Source organism: Nonomuraea sp. NPDC048826, assembly GCF_043198225.1.
GTDB lineage: Bacteria > Actinomycetota > Actinomycetes > Streptosporangiales > Streptosporangiaceae > Nonomuraea.
On record NZ_JBICUQ010000001.1, the window covers coordinates 771,510 to 791,924 of the forward strand.

19 protein-coding genes are annotated in these 20,415 nt (G+C 70.0%); 14 read left to right on the top strand and 5 right to left on the bottom strand.

Features of this window, described 5'->3' with window-relative positions; genetic code table 11:
• Positions 1-3: 3 nt before the first annotated feature.
• The 5 genes from mtrB to ACGFI7_RS03930 all read left to right on the top strand — a co-directional run bounded on the left by mtrB (position 4) and on the right by ACGFI7_RS03930 (position 7,127).
• Positions 4-1,740, top strand: a complete 1,737-nt coding sequence (gene mtrB, locus ACGFI7_RS03910; RefSeq protein WP_393398741.1) for an MtrAB system histidine kinase MtrB — start codon at positions 4-6, stop codon at positions 1,738-1,740.
• Positions 1,727-3,487, top strand: coding sequence for an LpqB family beta-propeller domain-containing protein (locus ACGFI7_RS03915; protein WP_393398743.1), 1,761 nt, complete (start codon positions 1,727-1,729; stop codon positions 3,485-3,487). Before mtrB ends, ACGFI7_RS03915 begins: the two co-directional genes overlap by 14 nt.
• A 1,092-nt stretch (positions 3,488-4,579) precedes the next feature.
• Complete coding sequence (locus ACGFI7_RS03920) at positions 4,580-4,984, top strand: ComF family protein (protein WP_393398745.1); 405 nt, start codon at positions 4,580-4,582, stop codon at positions 4,982-4,984.
• A gap of 608 nt (positions 4,985-5,592) precedes the next feature.
• A complete protein-coding gene (gene hpf, locus ACGFI7_RS03925) occupies positions 5,593-6,255 on the top strand; it encodes a ribosome hibernation-promoting factor, HPF/YfiA family (protein ID WP_393398747.1) in 663 nt (220 codons plus the stop codon).
• A 173-nt stretch (positions 6,256-6,428) separates the two neighbouring features.
• Positions 6,429-7,127 carry a response regulator gene (locus ACGFI7_RS03930; RefSeq protein WP_393398749.1) on the top strand — a complete coding sequence of 233 codons (699 nt, stop codon included), beginning with the start codon at positions 6,429-6,431 and terminating at the stop codon, positions 7,125-7,127.
• A gap of 293 nt (positions 7,128-7,420) precedes the next feature.
• On the opposite strand, the gene ACGFI7_RS03935 is transcribed toward ACGFI7_RS03930, so the two are convergent.
• Both ACGFI7_RS03935 and ACGFI7_RS03940 read right to left on the bottom strand, forming a co-directional pair.
• Positions 7,421-8,629, bottom strand: a complete 1,209-nt coding sequence (locus tag ACGFI7_RS03935; protein WP_393398751.1) for a winged helix-turn-helix domain-containing protein — start codon at positions 8,627-8,629, stop codon at positions 7,421-7,423.
• A gap of 183 nt (positions 8,630-8,812) precedes the next feature.
• Positions 8,813-9,073 carry an HGxxPAAW family protein gene (locus tag ACGFI7_RS03940; RefSeq protein ID WP_393398753.1) on the bottom strand — a complete coding sequence of 87 codons (261 nt, stop codon included), beginning with the start codon at positions 9,071-9,073 and terminating at the stop codon, positions 8,813-8,815.
• Positions 9,074-9,297: 224 nt separating this feature from the next.
• Between ACGFI7_RS03940 and secA the strand changes: the two genes are divergently transcribed.
• Positions 9,298-12,093 (top strand): preprotein translocase subunit SecA, encoded by a 2,796-nt coding sequence (gene secA / locus ACGFI7_RS03945; protein ID WP_393398755.1) that lies wholly within the window; start codon positions 9,298-9,300, stop codon positions 12,091-12,093.
• Between the two features lie 149 nt (positions 12,094-12,242).
• On the opposite strand, the gene ACGFI7_RS03950 is transcribed toward secA, so the two are convergent.
• From ACGFI7_RS03950 to ACGFI7_RS03960, 3 genes are all read right to left on the bottom strand, one after another.
• Positions 12,243-12,620 (bottom strand): Rv3235 family protein, encoded by a 378-nt coding sequence (locus ACGFI7_RS03950; protein WP_393398757.1) that lies wholly within the window; start codon positions 12,618-12,620, stop codon positions 12,243-12,245.
• Between the two features lie 191 nt (positions 12,621-12,811).
• Positions 12,812-14,140 carry a PTS transporter subunit EIIC gene (locus ACGFI7_RS03955; protein WP_393398759.1) on the bottom strand — a complete coding sequence of 443 codons (1,329 nt, stop codon included), beginning with the start codon at positions 14,138-14,140 and terminating at the stop codon, positions 12,812-12,814.
• Between the two features lie 24 nt (positions 14,141-14,164).
• A complete protein-coding gene (locus ACGFI7_RS03960; RefSeq protein ID WP_393398761.1) occupies positions 14,165-14,905 on the bottom strand; it encodes a GntR family transcriptional regulator in 741 nt (246 codons plus the stop codon).
• A gap of 135 nt (positions 14,906-15,040) precedes the next feature.
• Between ACGFI7_RS03960 and ACGFI7_RS03965 the strand changes: the two genes are divergently transcribed.
• The 8 genes from ACGFI7_RS03965 to ACGFI7_RS04000 all read left to right on the top strand — a co-directional run bounded on the left by ACGFI7_RS03965 (position 15,041) and on the right by ACGFI7_RS04000 (position 20,408).
• A complete protein-coding gene (locus ACGFI7_RS03965) occupies positions 15,041-16,063 on the top strand; it encodes an SIS domain-containing protein (RefSeq protein ID WP_393399606.1) in 1,023 nt (340 codons plus the stop codon).
• 63 nt (positions 16,064-16,126) lie between these two features.
• Positions 16,127-16,363, top strand: a complete 237-nt coding sequence (locus tag ACGFI7_RS03970) for a glucose PTS transporter subunit EIIB (protein WP_393398763.1) — start codon at positions 16,127-16,129, stop codon at positions 16,361-16,363.
• Positions 16,364-16,374: 11 nt separating this feature from the next.
• Positions 16,375-16,821, top strand: coding sequence for a PTS glucose transporter subunit IIA (locus ACGFI7_RS03975; protein WP_393398765.1), 447 nt, complete (start codon positions 16,375-16,377; stop codon positions 16,819-16,821).
• Positions 16,822-16,874: 53 nt separating this feature from the next.
• Positions 16,875-17,135, top strand: a complete 261-nt coding sequence (locus ACGFI7_RS03980) for an HPr family phosphocarrier protein (RefSeq protein WP_393398767.1) — start codon at positions 16,875-16,877, stop codon at positions 17,133-17,135.
• Positions 17,136-17,182: 47 nt separating this feature from the next.
• Complete coding sequence (gene nagZ / locus ACGFI7_RS03985) at positions 17,183-18,487, top strand: beta-N-acetylhexosaminidase (RefSeq protein ID WP_393398769.1); 1,305 nt, start codon at positions 17,183-17,185, stop codon at positions 18,485-18,487.
• 91 nt (positions 18,488-18,578) lie between these two features.
• A complete protein-coding gene (locus ACGFI7_RS03990; RefSeq protein ID WP_393398771.1) occupies positions 18,579-19,223 on the top strand; it encodes an HAD family hydrolase in 645 nt (214 codons plus the stop codon).
• 31 nt (positions 19,224-19,254) lie between these two features.
• Positions 19,255-19,764, top strand: coding sequence for a DUF6912 family protein (locus ACGFI7_RS03995; RefSeq protein ID WP_393398773.1), 510 nt, complete (start codon positions 19,255-19,257; stop codon positions 19,762-19,764).
• 17 nt (positions 19,765-19,781) lie between these two features.
• Entirely contained in the window at positions 19,782-20,408 is a 627-nt protein-coding gene (locus ACGFI7_RS04000) for an HAD family hydrolase (protein ID WP_393398774.1), read from the top strand.
• Positions 20,409-20,415 lie beyond the last annotated feature (7 nt).

The following is a 20,415-nucleotide window of genomic DNA, read 5'->3' on the forward strand; positions in this document are numbered from 1 at the left end:
GCCATGCCCCCGACCAAGACCAGACGCCCGCGCCGCCGGACACTCCGCCAGATACTCGGCGGGGTCCGGCGGCGGGCTCGTCGTGCGGCGGGCAAGGCGCGGCGGCTGTGGCGGCGCTCGCTGCAGCTCCAGGTCGTCACCAGCACCCTGGTGATCTCGCTGATCGTGGTCGTGGTGCTCGGCATCTTCCTGTCCGACCAGATCAACAACTCGGTCATCGAGCGCCGCCAGCAGTCCGCCGCCAGTGAGGCCGCGGCCGACCGGCTGCAGATCGCCGACGCGCTCACCCGGCGCGAGGACGACCAGGCCAAGCCCTCCGACTCCGGCAAGAGCGTGCCGCCAGACCCGCTCGACGAGGTGATGGACAACATCATCGGCACCGGCAGGGACGGCTGGAAGAAGCGCTACGAGGTGCTGGTGCTCAACGTCGAGGAGCCGGGCAGGTCACGCGCGTCGGGCAACGTCAGCGAGCGCAACATCCCGCTGGCCCTGCAGCAGATGCTGCGCCGCCAGGCGGAGAAGTTCATCGACAGGCCGCAGCGCTACACCGAGCCGATCAGCTTCCCTGGCGAGAGCCAGCCCAGGCAGACCCTCGTCATCGGCGCCATCCTGCACCTCAACGGCAGCTACGAGGTCTACCACTTCTTCCCGTTCGACGAGGAAGAGCAGATGCTGTCGAACGTCCGGCTGGCCATCGTGGTGGTCGGCTTCGGGCTGGTGCTGCTGCTCGCCGCGATCGCGTACCTCGTGGCCCGTCAGGTCGTCACGCCGGTCAGGCTGGCCCGCCAGGCGGCCGAGCGCCTGGCCTCGGGGAAGCTCGACGAACGGCTCAAGGTACGCGGCGAGGACGACCTGGCCAGGCTCGCGACCTCGTTCAACGAGATGGCCGCCAACCTGGCGCTCAAGATCCACCAGCTGGAGGAGCTGTCACAGGTGCAGCGGCAGTTCGTCTCCGACGTCTCGCACGAGCTGCGCACCCCGCTCACCACCGTCCGGATGGCCGCCGACCTGCTGTACGACGCGCGCGAGGACTTCGAGCCGATGGCCTCCCGCTCGGCCGAGCTGATGCAGGCCCAGCTCGAACGGTTCGAGTCGATGCTGGCCGACCTGCTGGAGATCAGCCGGTACGACGCCGGCGCCGCCACCCTCGACCTCGACTCCGTCGACATCCGTGACGTGGTGCTGCGCGCCATCGCCGACTCCGAGGCGCTGGCCGAACGCCACAGCACCCGCTTCGAGCTGCGGCTGCCGAACGAGCCGTGCATGGCCGAGGTCGACAACCGCCGGGTCGAGCGCATCCTGCGCAACCTGCTGTTCAACGCCATCGAGCACGGCGAGGGCCGCGACGTGGTGGTCACCGTCGGCGCCGACAGGGACGCCGTGGCGGTCGCCGTGCGCGACCACGGCATCGGGCTCAAGCCCGGCGAGGACACGCTCGTCTTCGACCGGTTCTGGCGGGCCGACCCGTCGCGGGCCAGGACCATCGGCGGCACCGGCCTCGGCCTGGCCATCTCCCGCGAGGACGCGGGGCTGCACGGCGGCTGGCTGCAGGCGTGGGGCCAGCCGGGGGAGGGCTCGCAGTTCCGGCTCACCCTGCCCAGGAAGGCCGGCATCGACCTCAAGGGCTCGCCGCTGTCTCTGGTGCCGCCCGAGATCGAGATGCGCCGCACCTGGCGCGGCCAGATGACGCCGGTGCTGCTGCCGGCGACCGGTGACGGGGGCGGGCATGACGACGGCTAGGCGGTTCGGCGCCGCCGCCTTCGCGGCCGCCCTGTTCCTGGGCGCCACCGGCTGCGCGGTCATCCCCGTGGGCGGCCCGTTCCCGGTGGACGAGGCGGGCAGCGGCGACTCCGTCACCGTGCCGTTCCAGCGCATGGTCGCCGTCGCGCCGCAGCCCGACTGGGGCCCGCAGCAGGTCGTGGAGGGCCTGCTGGCGGCCATGGCCGCCTACCACGACGACCCGTCCGTGCTGCCCGGATACCTGACCGAGGAGGCCAAGCGGGTCTGGAAGCCCGACGGCGCGATCACGGTGATCGACAACTCCTTCCGGTTCGGCGAGCTGATCGAGAACAAGGAGAAGCACGAGACCGTCGTCACCATCCAGGGCAACAAGATCGCGCAGATCAACGAGGACGACACGTACGTGCCGGTCGGCTCGTCCGACGACCCCAAGATCAACCGGCAGATCACCCTGGTCAAGGACGCGAACGGCGCCTTCAAGGTCAACGGCCTGCAGCAGGGCCTGCTGCTCACCGACGCCGACGTGCGCCGCGCGTACCGGCCGACCAACCTCTACTACCTCAACGGCTCCTCGGGCGCCGACCCGCAGCCCGACAGGCTGGTCGTGGACCGGGTGCGGCTGCGCATCGATCCTGACAAGAGCTTCGCCCAGACCATCATCGAACGCCTCGCCGAGGGACCGACCAGCGCGCTGCAGGGCGCGGTCGGCAACGAGGTCCCCGACGGCGCGAGGGTCCGGTGGATCCGGTCCACCGAGGACCGCGTCGTGATCAACATGGGCGGCCCGTTCAACCCGCTCTCCACCTACACCCAGGGCCTGCAGGCCCAGCTCAGGGCCAGCCTGAGCAGCAACAACCTGGCCAACGGGCGCACCCTCGAAGTCCTGCTCGACGGCGAGCAGTTCTTCTCGGCCGGCTCGCTCACCGTGCCGGCCAACCTGCCGGAAAGCTGGCTCGGCAGCGAGGACAAGCAGGTCTTCTACACCAGCGACGGCGCCGTCTTCATCCTCGGCAACGACGGCGAGGGCCACCCGGTGACCGGCCCCGCCGGCCAGCCCAGCGAGGGCTACACCGGCTTCGCCATCTCCAAGGACCGCGACCGCATCGCCGCCAGGTCCGCCGCCGGCGGCATCTGGGTGACCCGACACTCGCCCGACGGCCGCTGGCAGGAGTCCATCCCCGGCACCGACCTCACCGACCCGTCCTGGCACCGCGACGGCAGCCTGTGGACCTTCGACCGGCAGAACGACGCCGTCGTCCGCTCCCACCCGGTCGTCGGCCGCGGCCCCGAACGCGTCGCCGCCCCCGCACTCCAGGGGCTGAACGTCACCTCCATGCGGATGGCCCGAGACGGCGTCCGGGTCGCGATCACCGTCGGCGACGCCCAGGTCCAGGTCGGCGCCCTCGCGGGCGGCGGCGGGAACGCGATGCTGAGCAACTTCCAGACGCTGACGACGGTGTCGGGAGGCGAGGAGATCGTGGACATCGCCTGGAGCGACGGCGGCCACCTGCTGGTCCTCGTCCAGACCAAGGCCGGCCAGTCCGTCAAGGAGATCAACGTCGGCGACGGCGAGACGGTCCAGCTCCCGACCACGAGCAAGCGCCTGAAGCGCCTGGCCGCCCTGGGCGACGTCATCCTGGCGACGACCGAGGAGAGCAACGAGATCCTCGAATACAGCCGCGACAAGCAAACCTGGACCCCCAAGCCGGCCACCGCCGTCGACCTCCCGCTCTTCACCCTCGGCTGACTCCGCCTGCCTCTTTCCAGCTCGGTCTGGACTCGCTGTTCCCTCTTGGACCTTGGGCTGGACCGACCTCACCCCTTCAGCCTCGGCCTGGACCCGCATCCTCTCTTCACCCCTGACGCGGACCCGCCTCATCCGTTTCACCCTCGGCCGACTCGGGCGGCGGGATATCACGTCGGGCCGACGGCGCTCAGCCCCGGCAACCGAGTGAGGGTGGGACCTGGCAGGACCCCAGCTGTCGCGCAGAGCCGGAGGGTGCCCAGCCCGAAGTCCCCGCGCGGTGCGGAAGCGGGAACCCGCCGGATCCCCTTGGTGATCGTTCGAATACGGAAAGTGTCGGTGGGGCCGGGCATTCTGAGGCGCGTGTTCGCCACTCTGCTCGATGTCGTCCTGCCGCAGCCCTGCCTCGGCTGCGGCGCCCCCGGTGCGCGCCTGTGCGAGGACTGCCTGGCGCGCCTCACCGATCCGGCCTGCCGCATGCCGGACCCCGACCCCGGCGGGCTTCCCCTCTGCTGGTCCGCCTCTCCGTACGCGGGAACGGTCCGCAAGGCGGTCATCGCCTACAAGGAACGGGGCGAGGCGGCCTTGGCAGGGCGCCTGGCCGATCTTCTGACCTTCACCCTCACCACAGCCCTCAAACCCTCACACAGGGGCTCTGAGAGCCTTACAGGCGGCATCTGCGAGCCCACCCGCCCACCGTGGCCAGCCCTTCGACGGCCCCTTTCGACGGATGACGAACACGGGCGGAGCAGTGACAGTCCCGGTGCGCGAGAGCACATAAGCGGTCGTGGCGTGATGGACACCGCCCCTCGGAGGCGAGAACTCGAGCGCGGGCGTGGTGGTACGAAAACCGGCCCTGGGGAGGGAAGGCCCGTTCCCGGGCGGGGGAGCACGGACGTCGCCTCCTGGGAGAGTGGGCTCGTACGCGGTTGTGACGGCACGGAGGCCGCCTCCTGGGAGAGAGGGCTCGCTCGTACGGACGCCGCCTCCAGGGAACGGGGGCTCGCTCGTACGGACGCCGTTTCTCGGGAGGGAGGGCTCGCTCGTACGGGCACCATCTCTGGAGGAGGCGGGCTCGCCGAGGGGGTGATCCTGGTGCCGGTTCCCAGTAGGCGGACGGCTGTCAAAGGGCGGGGGCATGACCACGTGGGGGTGCTGGCCGAGCGGGCCGTGCGCCGTCTCCGCGGCCAAGGGGTGCCCGCGTGGCTCTGGCCCGTGTTGCGGCAACGGCGGAAGGTGGCCGACCAGGCGGGGTTGAGCTCCGCCGGCCGGGTGCGCAACCTGGCCGGGTCCTTCTCCGTATCGCCAGGCGCCGCCCGTCTGCTCGAAGGCGTGCCCGAACGAGCCCGGGTGGTCATCGTCGACGACGTGATCACGACGGGGGCCACGCTGGCGGAGGCCGCACGGGCGTTGCGGGAGGCGGGGGCGGTGGTGCCGCTGGCCGTGACCATCGCCGCGACACGCCGAATCTCACGGAATGATTACGGTGACAGTCAGTAAAGAATGTGCCAAGGATGCCTCCTCGCCGCCGGGCCACATGTCCATGGCCGGTGGTGACCGGGTAGGCAGCTCAGGAGTCATGTGGCTGCGCCCCATAAGGGGTGCTGAGGGACTAAACGGGGCATCCGACCAGACCGTAACCCGGCAAGAAAATCACGGAAAGTGATCCTTTGGGGCTTCCCCCGGCTGACATTCGCCGCCGATCCGGATAGCGTCTGAACATGGCACCCGTTCGGGTCCGTGGTTGCGCAGAGCCGGGGCTCCCGGCTCGGCTAGCCGATGCCAGCCGCAGGCAAAACGGCCCACGTAAGGCGACTTTTCGTCGTCCGATCACGGTGCGGCTTAGGGGTAAGTCCTGCCTCCCCGGAGGTCCAGATGTCCTCCGTCAGGAGAGAAGGGCGGTAGTGGCATCAGAGCTGCGAAACCCTCAGCAGGCGGATGTGGGGTCGAAGACCAGGTCGGCCGGACGGGTGCCACCCGCGATCCCGGTGACGAGTCGTCGGAAGAGGGTACCGGTGAGAGAAAGGCAGACAGCAGAAGACCCCGCCCGGCACCAGGCAAGTCGTCGGGCGCTCTATCTCAGTCGTTAGGCGAAGGGGGGCTGTTGCATGGACATCATCGTCAAGGGCCGGCACACGGGAGTAAGTGATCGGTTCCGAGACCAGGTGACTACCAAGCTGGCCAGGATCGAGCGTCTGGACAACAAACTCATCCGAGTCGACGTGGAGGTTTCGAAGGAGCGCAACGCTCGCGTGGCCGACCAGCGAGAGCGGGTCGAGCTGACGATTCACACCCGCGGCCCCGCCATCCGCGCGGAGGCCAGCGCCGACGACCGGTTCGCCGCCCTCGACATCGCGATGGACAAGCTGGAAGGGCGCCTGCGCAGGCTCGCCGACCGGCGCAAGGTCCACCACGGCAACCACAAGCCCGCCTCGGTGGCGGAGTTCACCGCCGGGGTTCCCGACCTGGCCACACCCCCGCCGCAGAAGGCGGAGCGGGCCCGTGAGGAGTTCGAGTCCGAAGAGGACCGGCTGCCTGACGAGAAGCAGTACGACGACATCGTCCCCATCGAAATGGACGGCGACGGCCCTCTCATCGTCCGGGAGAAGCACCACAAAGCAGAGCCCATGACCATCGACCAGGCCCTCCTCGAGATGGAACTGGTCGGCCACGACTTCTACCTGTTCCGTGACAAGGAGAGCGGCCTGCCATCCGTCGTCTACAACCGTCGTGGGTACAACTACGGTGTGCTGCGGCTCGTAGAGCCCTGACGGACCGCCAGAAAGATCTTCTCGACCACCCGAGAACCGCGGCACACGTGCCATCATGGCGGTTCGACGGCTCTGGCCCCCCGACGAGGAGGAGACGTGAGCGAGCTCAGTCAGGCGAGGATGAGCGAGCGAATCGATGACACGACGGTCGCGAGGCGGATCAAGGAGGCCTTGTGACCGAGTCCGGCGAGGCGCGCCCATCCAGCGGCGAGCCGATCCGTGTGCTGATCGTGGACGATCACGAGCTGATCAGGCGCAGCCTGGCCCTGGCGCTGGCGGCGGAGCCTGACATAGAGGTGGTCGGGGAAGCGAGCGACGGGCAGGAGGCGGTCGAGCTGGCCGACCGTCTCATGCCCGACGTGGCGCTGATGGACGTCCGGATGCCGCGGCAAGACGGCATCGAGGCGACCAAGGGCATCAAGGCCTCGGTGCCGAGCACCCGCATCATCATGCTCACGGTGAGCGACGAAGAGGAAGACCTCTTCGAAGCGATCAAGGCCGGCGCGACCGGCTACCTGCTCAAGGATGTCCAGATCAACGACGTGCCCGCGGCCGTGCGCGGCGTCCACGAGGGCCAGTCGTTAATCAACCCGGCCATGGCGGCCAAGCTCATCAGCGAGTTCGCCAACATGAGCCGCAAGGAGACCGAACGCCCGGCACAGCTGCCGGTCCCGCGGCTCACGGACCGCGAGATGGAGGTCCTGCGGCTGGTGGCCAAGGGCATGAACAACCGGGAGATCGCCAAGCAGCTGTTCATCTCCGAGAACACGGTGAAGAACCACGTCCGCAACATCCTGGACAAGCTGCAACTGCACTCCCGCATGGAGGCCGTGGTCTACGCGGTCCGCGAGCGCATGCTCGAAATCACCTGACCCAACCCCACCTTTCCCGCCGCCCGCCCCTTCCCGAGAAGGGCGGGCGGCCGCAGCCCCCCGCCGGACCTCTGACCTCGGCCGGTTCCCCTTCGCTCGCCCGCACCCCAGGGGCGACCTGCCCGACTGGCTCGGTTCCCTCCCACCCAGCCCTGCCTGACGGTCCTGCTGAAGGGTTCACCCCTACGGCGGGCAGCCCGAGGGGAGAGGGGCCGGGGTGCGGCCGGTCTCCCGCACCGCAGTCAGCCCAAGCCGGTCTCCCGTACGGCGGGCAGCCCAAGGGGTGAGAGGGGTCAGGGGGCTGGGGTGGTGTTGAGGGTTTGGACGAGGTGGGGAGGGTCGGCGCGTTCGACGCGGACGGAGTCGCAGCCCACCCAGGCGGCGGCCGACCAGAGGGCCTCGTGGAGGGCGTCGACCCAGCGGGCGCTGGTCAGGCCCGGCTCGAGGCTGAGGTTTCTGGCGACGAGGGTCGTGCCTTCGCGCGCCGGGTCGACCCGGCCGATGAGGCGGCCTCCGGCCAGGACCGGCATGGTGAAGTAGCCGTGCACCCGCTTGTGCTTGGGCACGTACAGCTCGAGCTGGTAGGCGAAGCCGAAGACGCGCTCGGTGCGGCCGCGGTGCCAGATCAGGGAGTCGAACGGCGAGACCAAGGTGGTGCGGTGGCGGCCGCGCGGCTCGGACTCGAGCGCGGCCGGGTCGGCCCAGGCGTTGGGCCCGCCGCCCGCGCCGTTGCGGCCGGCCCTGCCGGTGGGCCAGCCGTGCACGCGCACCGGCGTCAGCCCGGCGGCGCCGCTCGCCAGGACCTCGTCGAGCAGGGTGGCGAAGCGGCCCTGGAGGCGGAGGAAGTCGATCAGGTCGCCCCGGGTGGCGACGCCCAGGGACCGGCCGGCGATGGCCGCGAGCCGGGTGACGCACTCCTCGTCGGTGAGCTCCTCGGCCAGCAGGCCGGCGGGCACCACGCGCTCGGCCAGGTCGTAGACCCGGCGCCAGCCCACCCGGCGGGTGCAGACCACCTCGCCGATGTCGAGCAGCCACTCCAGGCCGATCTTGGAGTCGGACCAGTCCCACCACGGGCCGCCGTTCTTGGCGCCGCCGACGTCGGCGGTGGTGAGCGGGCCGCTCTCGCGCACCTGCTCGCGCAGTTTGCCGACGCTGTCGGGCACCTCGTGCCAGCGGTAGCGGCGCTCGTGGTAGGCGCGCCGCCGGAACGCGTAAAGGGGCCAGTGCTCGATCGGCAGGATGCAGGCGGCGTGGCACCAGTATTCGAAGCTGCGGGCCGGATCGTCCCAGTAGGCCTTCTCGACGACGGGCCTGCCCACCGCGCCGAGCCGGGCGTAGGCGACGAGCTCGTGGGAGCGGGCGAGCACCGAGATGGTGTCGAGCTGGACGGCGCCGAGCCTGCGCAGCATGCCCTGCACCCCGCCACGGCGGCCGTCGGACCCGAGCAGCCCCTGGGCGCGCAGGACCAACCGGCGCGCCTCGTCGGGGGTCAGATCAGTCATGTCTGCGATTCCGTACGGGGGAGCATGGCCGGAATGCTAGCCACGGCCACTGACAGAAACGCCGGGGAATGAGTGGCCGGGGGCCGGCGTTCACAGGCTGAGACCCGTAGCCGTCGAGGGTGTCTCCCGGAGGGGCCGCTCCAGTGGGGGCCCGCTCGCGGGGGACGTCAGCGGGGGAGACCGTCAGCGGTGGTCTTCGGCGCGCATGCCCACCCGGGGCGCGTCGATCACCACGTCGGTGAAGATGTCGAAGACGAGGGCGAGGACGCCGCCCACCGCGAACAGGCCGACGCCGATCCAGATGAGCATCCAGTTGTCCATGGTCAGACCGAACCCGCCGACGATGGTGCCCAGCAGCATCACCGTCACGGCCAGCCACGAGGACGCGCGACCGCCGTGGCTGCCGAGATTCTCGGTCTGTTCCGACTTCTGGCCTTCAACCATGACAAATCCTCTCTTGCCCGGATATCCCGGTTACCGGGGCGAACCGGCCTTTGACCGGCGTACCATCTGCCCTCACAACATTCTCCCAGACGCGACCTGTGCCCTTGTCGGCACGGTGGCTGTGTCTGGTTGGAGAACCGCCTACGATGGCAGCGGGGAAGTTTGTCTCGGCCTCTCCTCCTGGCGGCGCCGCCGGGGTAGACCTGCGAGGAGCTTTACATAAAGTGGCAGCCATTCTCGACAAGATCCTACGTGCCGGCGAGGGCAAGATCCTGCGCAAGCTCAAGCGGATCGCAGACCAGGTCAACTCCATCGAGGACGACTTCACGAGCCTGTCCGACGCGGAGTTGCGCGCCATGACGGACGAATTCAAACAGCGCCATGCGGATGGCGAGTCGCTCGACGACCTGCTTCCCGAAGCGTTCGCGACCGTACGCGAGGCCGCGCGCCGCGTGCTCGGTCAGCGTCACTTCGACGTGCAGATCATGGGCGGCGCCAATCTCCACATGGGCAACATCTCGGAGATGAAGACCGGTGAGGGCAAGACCCTGACGTGTACTCTGCCCGCCTATCTCAACGCCCTTTCGGGCAAGGGCGTGCACGTCGTCACGGTCAACGACTATCTCGCCAAGCGCGACGCCGAGAACATGGGCCGGGTCCACCGCTTCCTCGGTCTGGAGGTCGGCGTCATCCTCTCCGGCCAGACGCCCGACGACCGCCGCAAGCAGTACCTCGCCGACATCACGTACGGCACCAACAACGAGTTCGGCTTCGACTACCTGCGCGACAACATGGCGTGGGGCCTCGACGAGTGCGTGCAGCGCGGCCACAACTTCGCCGTCGTCGACGAGGTCGACTCGATCCTCATCGACGAGGCCAGGACCCCGCTGATCATCTCCGGCCCCGGCGAGCAGTCCGGGAAGTGGTACCAGGAGTTCGCCAAGATCGTCCCGCGCCTGCGCCGCGGCGTCGAGGCGAAGAACCCCGGCGAGGAGAGCACCGGCGACTACATCGTCGACGAGAAGAAGCGCACGGTCGGCATCCTCGAGTCCGGCGTGGAGAAGGTCGAGGACTGGCTCGGCATCGACAACCTCTACAAGCCCGAGCACACCCACCTGGTCGGCTTCCTGAACAACGCCCTGAAGGCCAAGGAGCTGTTCAAGAAGGACAAGGACTACATCGTCGCCGACGGCGAGGTGCTCATCGTCGACGAGTTCACCGGCCGCATCCTCCACGGCCGCCGCTACAACGAGGGCATGCACCAGGCCATCGAGGCCAAGGAGGGCGTGAAGATCAAGGACGAGAACCAGACTCTCGCCACGATCACCCTCCAGAACTACTTCCGGCTGTACGAGAAGCTCGCGGGCATGACCGGCACCGCGACCACCGAGGCCAACGAGTTCCACCAGACCTACAAGCTCGGCGTGGTCCCGATCCCGACCAACCGGCCGATGGTCCGCAAGGACCAGCCCGACGTCGTCTACAAGACCGAGGACGCCAAGTTCAACGCGGTGGTCGACGACATCAAGGAGCGCCACGAGCACGGCCAGCCGGTCCTCGTCGGCACCACCTCGGTGGAGAAGTCCGAGCGGCTGTCCAAGGCGCTCAAGCGCCGCGGCGTCCCGCACGAGGTGCTCAACGCGAAGAACCACGCGCGTGAGGCGTCGATCATCGCCGAGGCGGGCCGCAAGGGCGCCGTCACCGTCGCCACCAACATGGCCGGTCGAGGCACCGACATCATGCTCGGCGGCAACCCCGAGTTCCGCGCCGACGTGGAACTGCGCCAGCGCGGCCTCGACCCGGTCGAGACCCCCGATGAATACGAGAAGGCCTACCCCGAGGCGCTCGAGAAGGCCAAGGCCGCGGTGCAGGCCGAGCACGACGAGGTCACCGAGCTGGGCGGCCTCTACGTGCTGGGCACCGAGCGCCACGAGTCGCGGCGCATCGACAACCAGCTCCGCGGCCGCTCCGGCCGTCAGGGCGACCCGGGCGAGTCCCGCTTCTACCTGTCGCTGGGCGACGACCTGATGCGCCTGTTCAACTCGGCCAAGGTCGAGGTGATCATGACGCGCCTCAACATCCCCGACGAGCAGCCGATCGAGTCCGGCATCGTCTCCAAGGCCATCGCCTCCGCGCAACACCAGGTCGAGCAGCAGAACTTCGAGATCCGCAAGGAAGTTCTCAAGTACGACGAGGTGATGAACCGCCAGCGCAAGGTGATCTACGCCGAGCGCCGGCGCGTGCTGGAGGGCGCCGACCTGCACGACCAGGTGCGGGGCTTCATCGGGAACGTCATCGACGGCTACGTCGACGGCGCCACCTCCGAGGGCTTCGCCGAGGAGTGGGACCTGGAGAAGCTGTGGAAGGCCTTCGCGGGCCTCTACCCCGTCTCGGTCAAGCTCGAAGACCTCGTCGAGGAGGCCGGCGGCCAGGAGAACGTCACCGACGACCTGATCAGGGAGCGCATCAAGCAGGACGCGCTGGAGGCGTACGCCAGGCGCGAGGAGGAGTGGGGCACCGAGGCGACCCGCGACCTCGAACGGCGCGTCATCCTGTCGGTCCTCGACCGCAAGTGGCGCGAGCACCTCTACGAGATGGACTATCTCCGCGAGGGCATCGGCATGCGGGCCTACGCGCAGAAGGACCCGCAGATCGAGTACCAGCGCGAAGGCTACGAGATGTTCAACGCGATGCTCGAGGGCATCAAGGAGGACTCCGTGGGCTTCCTGTTCAACCTGGAGGTGGAGGTTCAGGAGAACCCCATCGTCGAGGAGCAGGAAGACCCGATGCTGGCCGAGACGCGCTCGATCATCGCCCGCGGCCTGCGCGGCCCCGACCGCCCGGCGGAGCTGGAGTACACCGCCCCGGGTGAGCAGGGCGACGTGGAGCACACCCGCGTCCGCACCACCTCGGCCGAGCGCGCCGCCTACGGCAACGTCGAGCGCAACGCGCCGTGCCCGTGCGGGTCCGGCAAGAAGTACAAGCGCTGCCACGGCGACCCGAAGAACGCGAACAACTGACGCATCGCCGAAGCCCCCGCCCGAAGGACGGGCGGGGGTTTCGGCGTCTTCACGGCTCGTCCTGGCCCGCCGGGCCGCCCCGAAGGGATCAGGCTCGCCCACAGCGGGACCGGCCCTCTACGGGAGGGAGCGGCGCCATGGCTGGCTGGTCAGGCTGTCTCGAAGTCGGTGCAGAGCCACTGGACGCCGCGGCGTTCCAGGCGGAGGGCCAGGACGTGGTTGCGTTCGCCGCAGTGGACCAGCAGGCACATCTCCACGGCGCCGTCGCGGGGTTCCTTGACATGGGGGACGCCGACGAAGGGGGGCCGGCGGGTGTCGAGCATGCGACCGGCTCGTACCAGTTCGCGGTAGGCCTGGTCGGTGAGGCGGTCGGCGACCGTCTCCGGGGGCCGGCGGCCGGAGAGGACCTCCGCGAGGGCCTGGCCGAGCTGGCGCAGCCGGCGCTCGTCGGGGAGGGCGCCGGGCGGGCCCCAGACGAGGGGCGTGTCGAGCGCGAGCGAGCCGTGGACCTCGGGAAAGGGCGACATCACGAGCCTTTCGGGGGGTTCGGAGGGAGAGACGGTACTAAGAGGTTCCGGCCGAACCCCGGGATACACGGCCCGCCAACTTCCTCGATCCACGCCCCGGTTCGCGGGGGATGGCGAAGAACATCACCGCGACCTGGAGCGGCCCCGGCCGGCCGGGCCCGACGTTGCGGACCCGCACGCCCTCCGGGAGGTCACGACCGAATCGGGGTGGCCTCGCCCGAGTCCACGTCGGGCTCCGGCTCGCGGCCGGGGGTCATGATGTCGAGCCGCCGGATGAGGAAGCTGAACACCACGTAGTAGACGACCCCGTACACCGCTCCGAGCAGCAGGATACCCGGGAGGTTCTGGGTGTTGGACTTGCCGGCGTTGAGCAGCAGGTCGAGCAGCCCCGCGGAGAAGCCGAAGCCGAGCTGTCCGCCGATCAGGGTGGTGAGCGCCATGGCCAGCCCGGTGAGGACGGCGTGCACGGCCAGCAGCACCGGCGCGACGAAGATGAACGCGAACTCGATCGGCTCGGTGATGCCGGTGACGAGCGAGGCCAGCGCCGCCGACAGCATGATGCCGCCCACGGTGGCCCGCCGGTGCGGGGGAGCGGCCCGCCACATGGCCAGGGCGGCGGCCGGCAGCGCGAACATCATGATCGGGAAGAACCCGGCCATGAACTGCCCGGACTCGGGGGCGCCGCCGAAGTAGCAGTTCCAGTCGCCGCCGAGCACCCGCCCGCCCACCTCGCAGGTGGGCACCACGTGCCAGACGATCGAGTTGACGAAGTGGTGCAGGCCCAGCGGGATGAGCAGCCGGTTGATCAGCCCGTACAGGCCGGTGCCGAGCGGCCCGAGCGTGGTCAGCGCCTCGCCGGCGTGGCCGATCCACTCGCCGAGTATCGGCCACACCCAGCCGATGAGCACGCCGAGGCCGAGCGCGACGAAGGCGGTGAGGATGGGCACGAACCGCCGCCCGCCGAAGAACGCCAGCCACGACGGCAGCTTGATCCGGTGGAACCGCTGCCAGAGCAGCGCGCTGACCAGCCCTATCAGGATGCCGCCGAGCACCTTGGTGGGGTTCTGCATGCCGTGGTTGATGATCTCGACGATGCCCTGGTCCTGGACCTGGCGCAGGGTCACGGTCTCGCGGATGGTCGAGCCGGCGAACATCACCTTGCTCACCCGGTCGAAGACCAGGTAGCCGACCACGGCGGCGAGCGCGGTGGTGCCGTCGGACTTGCGCGCGAAGCCGATGGCCACGCCCACCGCGAACAGCAGCGGCAGGTTCTCGAACAGCGCCTCGCCGGCCGCGGCCAGCACGGCGGCGACCTCGGTCATCCAGGCGAAGCCGGCCACGTCGGCGAGCCCGCCCGGCGCCGCGCCGTTGCCGCCCAGCATGTCGGGCTGGCCGAAGCGGAGCAGCAGGGCGGCCGCGGGGAGGGCGGCGATGGGCAGCATGAGCGAGCGGCCCAGCCTCTGCAGCACGGTCATCAGGCGTGCGAACGGCGATGGCCGGGCGGCGGTGGTCTCGTTCACCGGGTGTTCCTCCGGGTCGGGCCCTCAACCCCGTCTTGCGGGCATTTCGAGTAGGGTGCGCAGCTGGTAGCGGTCGGCCCGATAGGTGGACACGCCCAGCTCGGCGCAGACGCCTCCGGAGAACGACCTGCGCTGGAGCAGCAGCACGGCGCCGCCGCGGGGCAGTTTGAGCAGGTCGGCGTCGCTCGGATCGGCGATCCCGCCGTCGATCGTCAGCTCGCCGGCGTCCATGACCAGCCCGTAGCGGCTCTCCAGCAGCTCGTACAGGGATCTGCCGGTCAGCTCGTGGTCGGCCAGGTCGGGGGCGAGCTTGACCGGGATGTGGGCGCGTTCGATCGACAGCGGCTCGCCGTCGGCGGTGCGCAGCCGTTCGATGAAGTGGACCTCCTCGCCAGGGGCGATGCCGAGCTCCTTGGCCAGGTGGGCGCTGGCGCGCATGATGCGCCGGTCGAGGTCGCGGGAGCCGGGCGCCATGCCCCTGGCCCGCATGTCCTCGGTGAACGACGTGAGCTGCAGCGCAAGCTCGATCTTGGGCCGGGCGACGAACGTGCCTTTTCCGGGCACCCGGTGCAGGCGCCCTTCGGAGACCAGGTGGTCGACCGCCTGCCGCACGGTCATCCGCGACAGCCCGAAGCGCTGGCAGAGCTCGCGTTCGGACGGGATCGCGGCGCCGATGCTCAGCTCGTCGCTGTCGATGAGGTCGAGCAGGATCTCGCGGAGCTGGAAGTACTTGGGCACCGGGCTGTCCGGGTCGATATGGGCCACGGGATCCTCCCCTCGATCGGAACTGTCTGATGAGCTATGGTTCGTACTGGTCTAGTCCGGACTAGACCACATGACGCGAAACAGGGTCAAGTCTGATCACCCCCGTACTTGAGGAATGAGCCCGAGATGACCAAGATGCGCAGCGAGATCGCCGAGCAGCCCGAGGCGCTGCGGGCCACGCTCGACTCCCTGCTGCCCAGGATCGACGAGGTGCGGGCGCTGGGTGAGCGGACCCGGCAGTTGCTGTTCATCGCGCGTGGCACCTCCGACAACGCCGCAGTCTACGGCCGTTACCTGGTGGAGGCGCACGCCGGACGGCTGTCCGCGCTCGCCGCGCCGTCCATCGCCACCACCTACCGCCGCAAGCTGGACCTGGACGGCGTGCTGGCCGTCGCGATCTCCCAGTCGGGCCGTACGGAGGAGATCGTGGAGACGCTGGCCTGGGCCAAGGACTGCGGGGCGGCCACCGTCGGCGTCACCAACGGCGGCCCGGACAGCCCGCTCGCCCAGGCGGCCGACCTGGCCCTGTGCACGGTCGCCGGGACGGAGGAGGCGGTCCCCGCCACCAAGACCTACACCACCCAACTGGCCGCGCTGGCCGTGCTGGCGCTCGGGCTCGGCGCCGACGTGGACAAGGACGACCTGCTGCGGGTGCCCGAGGCCGTGGAGAAGCTGATCGCCGAGCCGGGCGACCTGGACGCGGTCGTCGACGGGCTGGCCGACAAGCACGGCGTGGTCGTGTCCGGCCGTGGCCTGGCCTTCTCGACCGCGCTGGAGACCGCGCTCAAGCTCAAGGAGGCCTGCTACCTGCACGCCATGGGCCTGTCGTACGCCGACCTGCTGCACGGCCCGATCGCCGTGGTCGACCGCGACACCCCGGCGCTGCTCGTGGCCGCTGAGGACGGGCCGACGCTGCAGGGCACGGTGGCGCTGGCCGAGCGGGTCGTCTCCGCGGGCGCGGCGGCGTACACGATCGGCGGCGGCAGGGCGCTGGCCGGGGCGGGCACGGCCGCGCTGAACGGCCCCGAGCTGCCCGAGTGGGTGGCCCCGATGGGGCTCGTCATCCCCGGGCAGCTGCTCACCGAGGCGCTCGCGAGAAGGCTGGGCGTCGACCCCGACGCGCCGCGCGGCCTGAACAAGGTGACCCAGACAGACTGATCCCGGGGGCGGCCCGCCGCCCCTGAGTAGCCTGGTCACACAGCCATGGACGAGGAGGGCCTGATGGCGGCGGACGTGAACGCGCTGATCGCCGGTCTGGGCGGAGCCGGCAACATCATCGACATCGAACCCTGCATCACCCGCCTGCGCACGGAGGTGCACGACGCGTCCAAGGTCGACCAGGCCGCGCTCAAGGCCGCGGGCGCCCACGGGGTGATGGCGGCGGGGAACGTGGTGCAGGTCGTCGTCGGCCCCGAGGCGGACACGATCGCGAGCGACATCGAGGATCTCATCGGCTAGAGGGCGACACCATGACGACTGTCCTCGCCCCGGTGGAGGGGGCGGCGGTGGGGCTGGCCGCCGTGCCCGACCCGGTGTTCTCGGCCGGCATGGTGGGGCCGGGAACGGCCATCGACCCCTGCAGGGGGCCGGGCAAGGCTGTCGCGCCCATCGCTGGAAAAATCATGAAACTACACCCGCATGCGTACGTCATCGTAGGAGATGACGGCAGAGGCGTGCTGGTGCATCTGGGCATCGACACGGTGCAGCTCAAGGGAAGGGGGTTCCAGTTGCTCGCGGCGGAGGGCGACCGGGTGAGCGCCGGCCAGCCCGTCGTGGCCTGGGATCCCGCCGAGGTCGAGGCGGGCGGGCGCTCGCCCGTCTGCCCCGTCGTGGCGCTGGACGCGCTCGACGGCGCGGTCACGGCCCTGGCCCAGGGCGCGGTGCGGGCCGGCGACGAGTTGTTCCGATGGACGTGAAAGGGTCCGACCGGTACGGACCAGCAGGCGGATCGGCAAGAAGAAGGAGGACCATGGGCGAGCGGAAGGCGACCGTGGCCGCGGAGGTGGGGCTGCACGCCCGCCCGGCGGCCACGTTCGTGCAGACGGCGATGAAGGCCCCGATGGACATCACGGTGGCGCGGTCGTCGGGCGGCGATCCGATCAACGGCAAGAGCATCCTGCAGATCATGGCGCTCGACGTCCGCAAGGGTGAGGAGATCGTCATCAGGGCGGAGGGCGAGGGGTCGGAAGAGATTCTGGACGAGCTGGCGAACATCGCCTCGACGCCCTGACCGAAAAGGGGACGGCACATCCTCCGGTCATGGATAGCGTGGGAGCCATGCTTCGACGGATCGGTGCGGCAGGTCTCCTGACGATGTCACTCGCGGCGTGCGGCGGCGGGGCGGCGGGTGTCACGCCCGCCGCGAAACCGCCCGCCTCCGAGCCGAGCGCCGCCGCCGAGCCCACGACCGGAGGCAGCCCCGCCGCCGGCACGGCCAGCACGACCCCCGCCGCCGACCCGGTCAAGCGGGCGCTGGCGAAGATGAGCGTGCGCGAGAAGGTGGGCCAGCTGTTCATGCCGGTCGTCTACGGCACCGCCGCCGACACCGTCTCCGGCGAGAACCAAGCCCGCTACGGCGCGCAGACCCCGGCCAAGGTCGTGGCCAGATACCACCTGGGCGGCGTCATCCTGTTCCCGGCCAACGTCAAGAGCGTCGGGCAGGTGGTCGGGCTGACCAACGGGCTGCAGAAGTCCTCGGACGTCCCGCTCCTGATCGGCACCGACCAGGAGAACGGCCTGGTGTCGCGGATGTCGGCGGTGATGACCCGCTTCCCCGGAGCCGCCGAGATCGGCGCCACCGGCAAGCCCGCGCTGGCGCGCGACGTGGCCAGGGCCACCGGCGCGGAGCTGCGCGCGCTCGGCGTCAACCTGGACTTCGCGCCGGTGGCCGACGTCAACGTGGACGCGCGCAATCCGGTCATCGGACGGCGCGCGTACGGGAACAAGCCCCCGGAGGTGGCCAAGATGGTCGCCGCCGCGGTCAAGGGCTTCGACGCCGCCGGGGTGGCGTCCACTGCCAAGCACTTCCCCGGCCACGGCGACACCCGGATCGACAGCCACACCGGCCTGCCGATCATCAAGCACACCAGGGCCGAGTGGGAGCGCCTGGACGCGCCGCCGTTCAGGGCGGCCATCGCCGCCGGGGTCGACGCGATCATGACCGCGCACATCGTCTTCCCCAAGCTGGACCCGTCGGGCGACCCGGCCACGCTGTCCAAGCCGATCCTGACCGGGCTGCTGCGGAAGGAGCTCGGCTTCAAGGGCGTCATCTCCACCGACGCGCTCAACATGGCCGGGGCCCGGGTGAAGTACGACGACGGCGAGGTCGCGGTCCGCGCCGTGCTGGCCGGGGCCGACCTGCTGCTGATGCCGAACGACCTGCCGAAGCAGTATCAATCGGTGGTGAAGGCGGTCGAGTCCGGCCGGATCTCCGAGGCCCGGCTCGACCAGTCGGTCGCCCGGATCCTCACGCTCAAGAAGAACCGCGGCCTGCTCGGCAAGACGCCCGTCGTCTCGGCGGACAAGGCGGCCGAGGTGGTCCGCTCGGCCGAGCACCGCAGGCTGGCGGCCCGCGTACGCTGAGCGGGATTCGGTGATCCGTTATGTGGGGTTTCCCGCCGGTAGTTTCCGTCGTGCGACCCTCTACCCTGGAACCCGATCCGAAGGAGGAAACGTGGTCACCGGGGTGCTGATCGACTGGGGCGGGGTGCTGACCACCAGCATGTCCGACTCCATCGCCAAGTGGATTGTCGCCGACCGCATCGACGGCGAGCACTATCGGACGGTCATGCGCGAACTCGTGGACGCCGCCTACAACGGCCAGGGCGAGAACCTCATCCACGGCCTGGAGCGCGGCGAGCTCGACGCGACGGCCTTCGAGCACGACCTGGCGGCCCGGCTGCTGACGCTCGACGGCGTCCCGCCCGCGCCCGACGGCCTGCTGACGCGCATGTTCGCCGGGTTCGAGCGGGTCGAGGCCATGTACGACATGCTGCGCGAGGCGCGCGGGCACGGCGTCAAGACGTGCCTGCTGTCCAACTCCTGGTCCAACACCTACGAACGCGACGGCTGGGACGAGGTCTTCGACGCGGTCGTGATCTCCGGCGAGGTCGGCATGCGCAAGCCCGAGCCGCGCATCTTCCACCACGCGCTCGACCTGATCGGGCAGCCGGGCGAGTCGTGCGTGTTCATCGATGACATCGAGGCCAACATCGTGGCCGCCCGCGGGCTCGGCATGGCCGGGATCCACCACCGCGACCCTGACACGACCATCGGGGAACTCGAGTCTCTCCTCCGGCTGCCGTTGCGACGGGCATGATGGTGCCCGTGCAAGCTGCGAAAGGTTCCTGATGCGCGTCTACCTGCCGTGCACCCTGCCGGCGCTGGCCAGGGTCGTCGAGGCCGGTGAGCTGGGGCCCGCCCCGCTGACCGGATACGCGGTGACGCCCGCGCTGATCGAGTGGTACGCCTCCGGCGACACCGAGGAGCTCGAGTACGTCGCCCTCACCGAGGCCGCCCGCGCCTCGCTGCGCATGCTCGCCGCCGACCTGGCCGACGGCGTGCACGCCGCCCCCCGCCGCGTCGTGGTGGTCGCGGAGGTGGCCGACCGCGCCGTCCAGGCGAGCGCCGACCTGGAGGAGAAGGGCAGGGTGCGGGTCGCCGAGCCGGTCCCGCTGGCCAAGGTGGCCGCCGTGCACGTCGACGACGCGTACGCGGTCGCGGACGTCAAGGCGGCCCTGGCCGCACTCCCCGACGCCGACAAGGGCGACGACGACGCCCGTTTCGTCGTCGACGGCGCGGAGGCCCACGAGCTCATGTGGTACGCGACACAGGAGATTCCCGATCTTCTGGGCGCGTGACTAGGCTGGTGGGCGATATGACAAAACACATCGTCTGGGATTGGAACGGCACGCTCTTCCACGACATCGACGCCGTGGTCGGAGCAACCAACGAACTGTTCAAGCCGTACGAGCTTCCCCCGATCACCGCCGAGGCGTTCCGCGCCGTCTACACCAGGCCCATCTGGGTGGCGTACGAGCGGATGCTGGGCAGGCCGCTGACCGAGGGCGAGTGGGAGCTGCTCGACCAGGGCTTCCACGACGCCTACTTCCGGCTGGCCGAGGTCTGCGGGCTGGCCGTCGACGCCGAGCTGGCGCTGACCACGTGGGGCGGCACGCAGTCGCTCTGCTCGATGGCGCCGCACGCCCATCTGGTGCCCAAGGTCGACTCGTTCGGCATCACCCACCACTTCAGCCGGGTCGACGGGCTGACCGGGGTGACCGGCGGGGAGAAGGCGGCCCACATGGAGGCGCACATCGCCTCGGTCGACGTGCGCCCGCGCGACGTGCTGGTGATCGGCGACAGCGTCGACGACGCGGTGGCGGCCCGCCACGTGGGCGCCCGCGCGGTGCTCTACACCGGCGGCATGTCGACCAGGGCGGAGCTGGAGACGACCGGCTTCCCGGTCGTCGACACCCTCGCCGAAGCGCTCGGCCATGCCTGATCCGGCC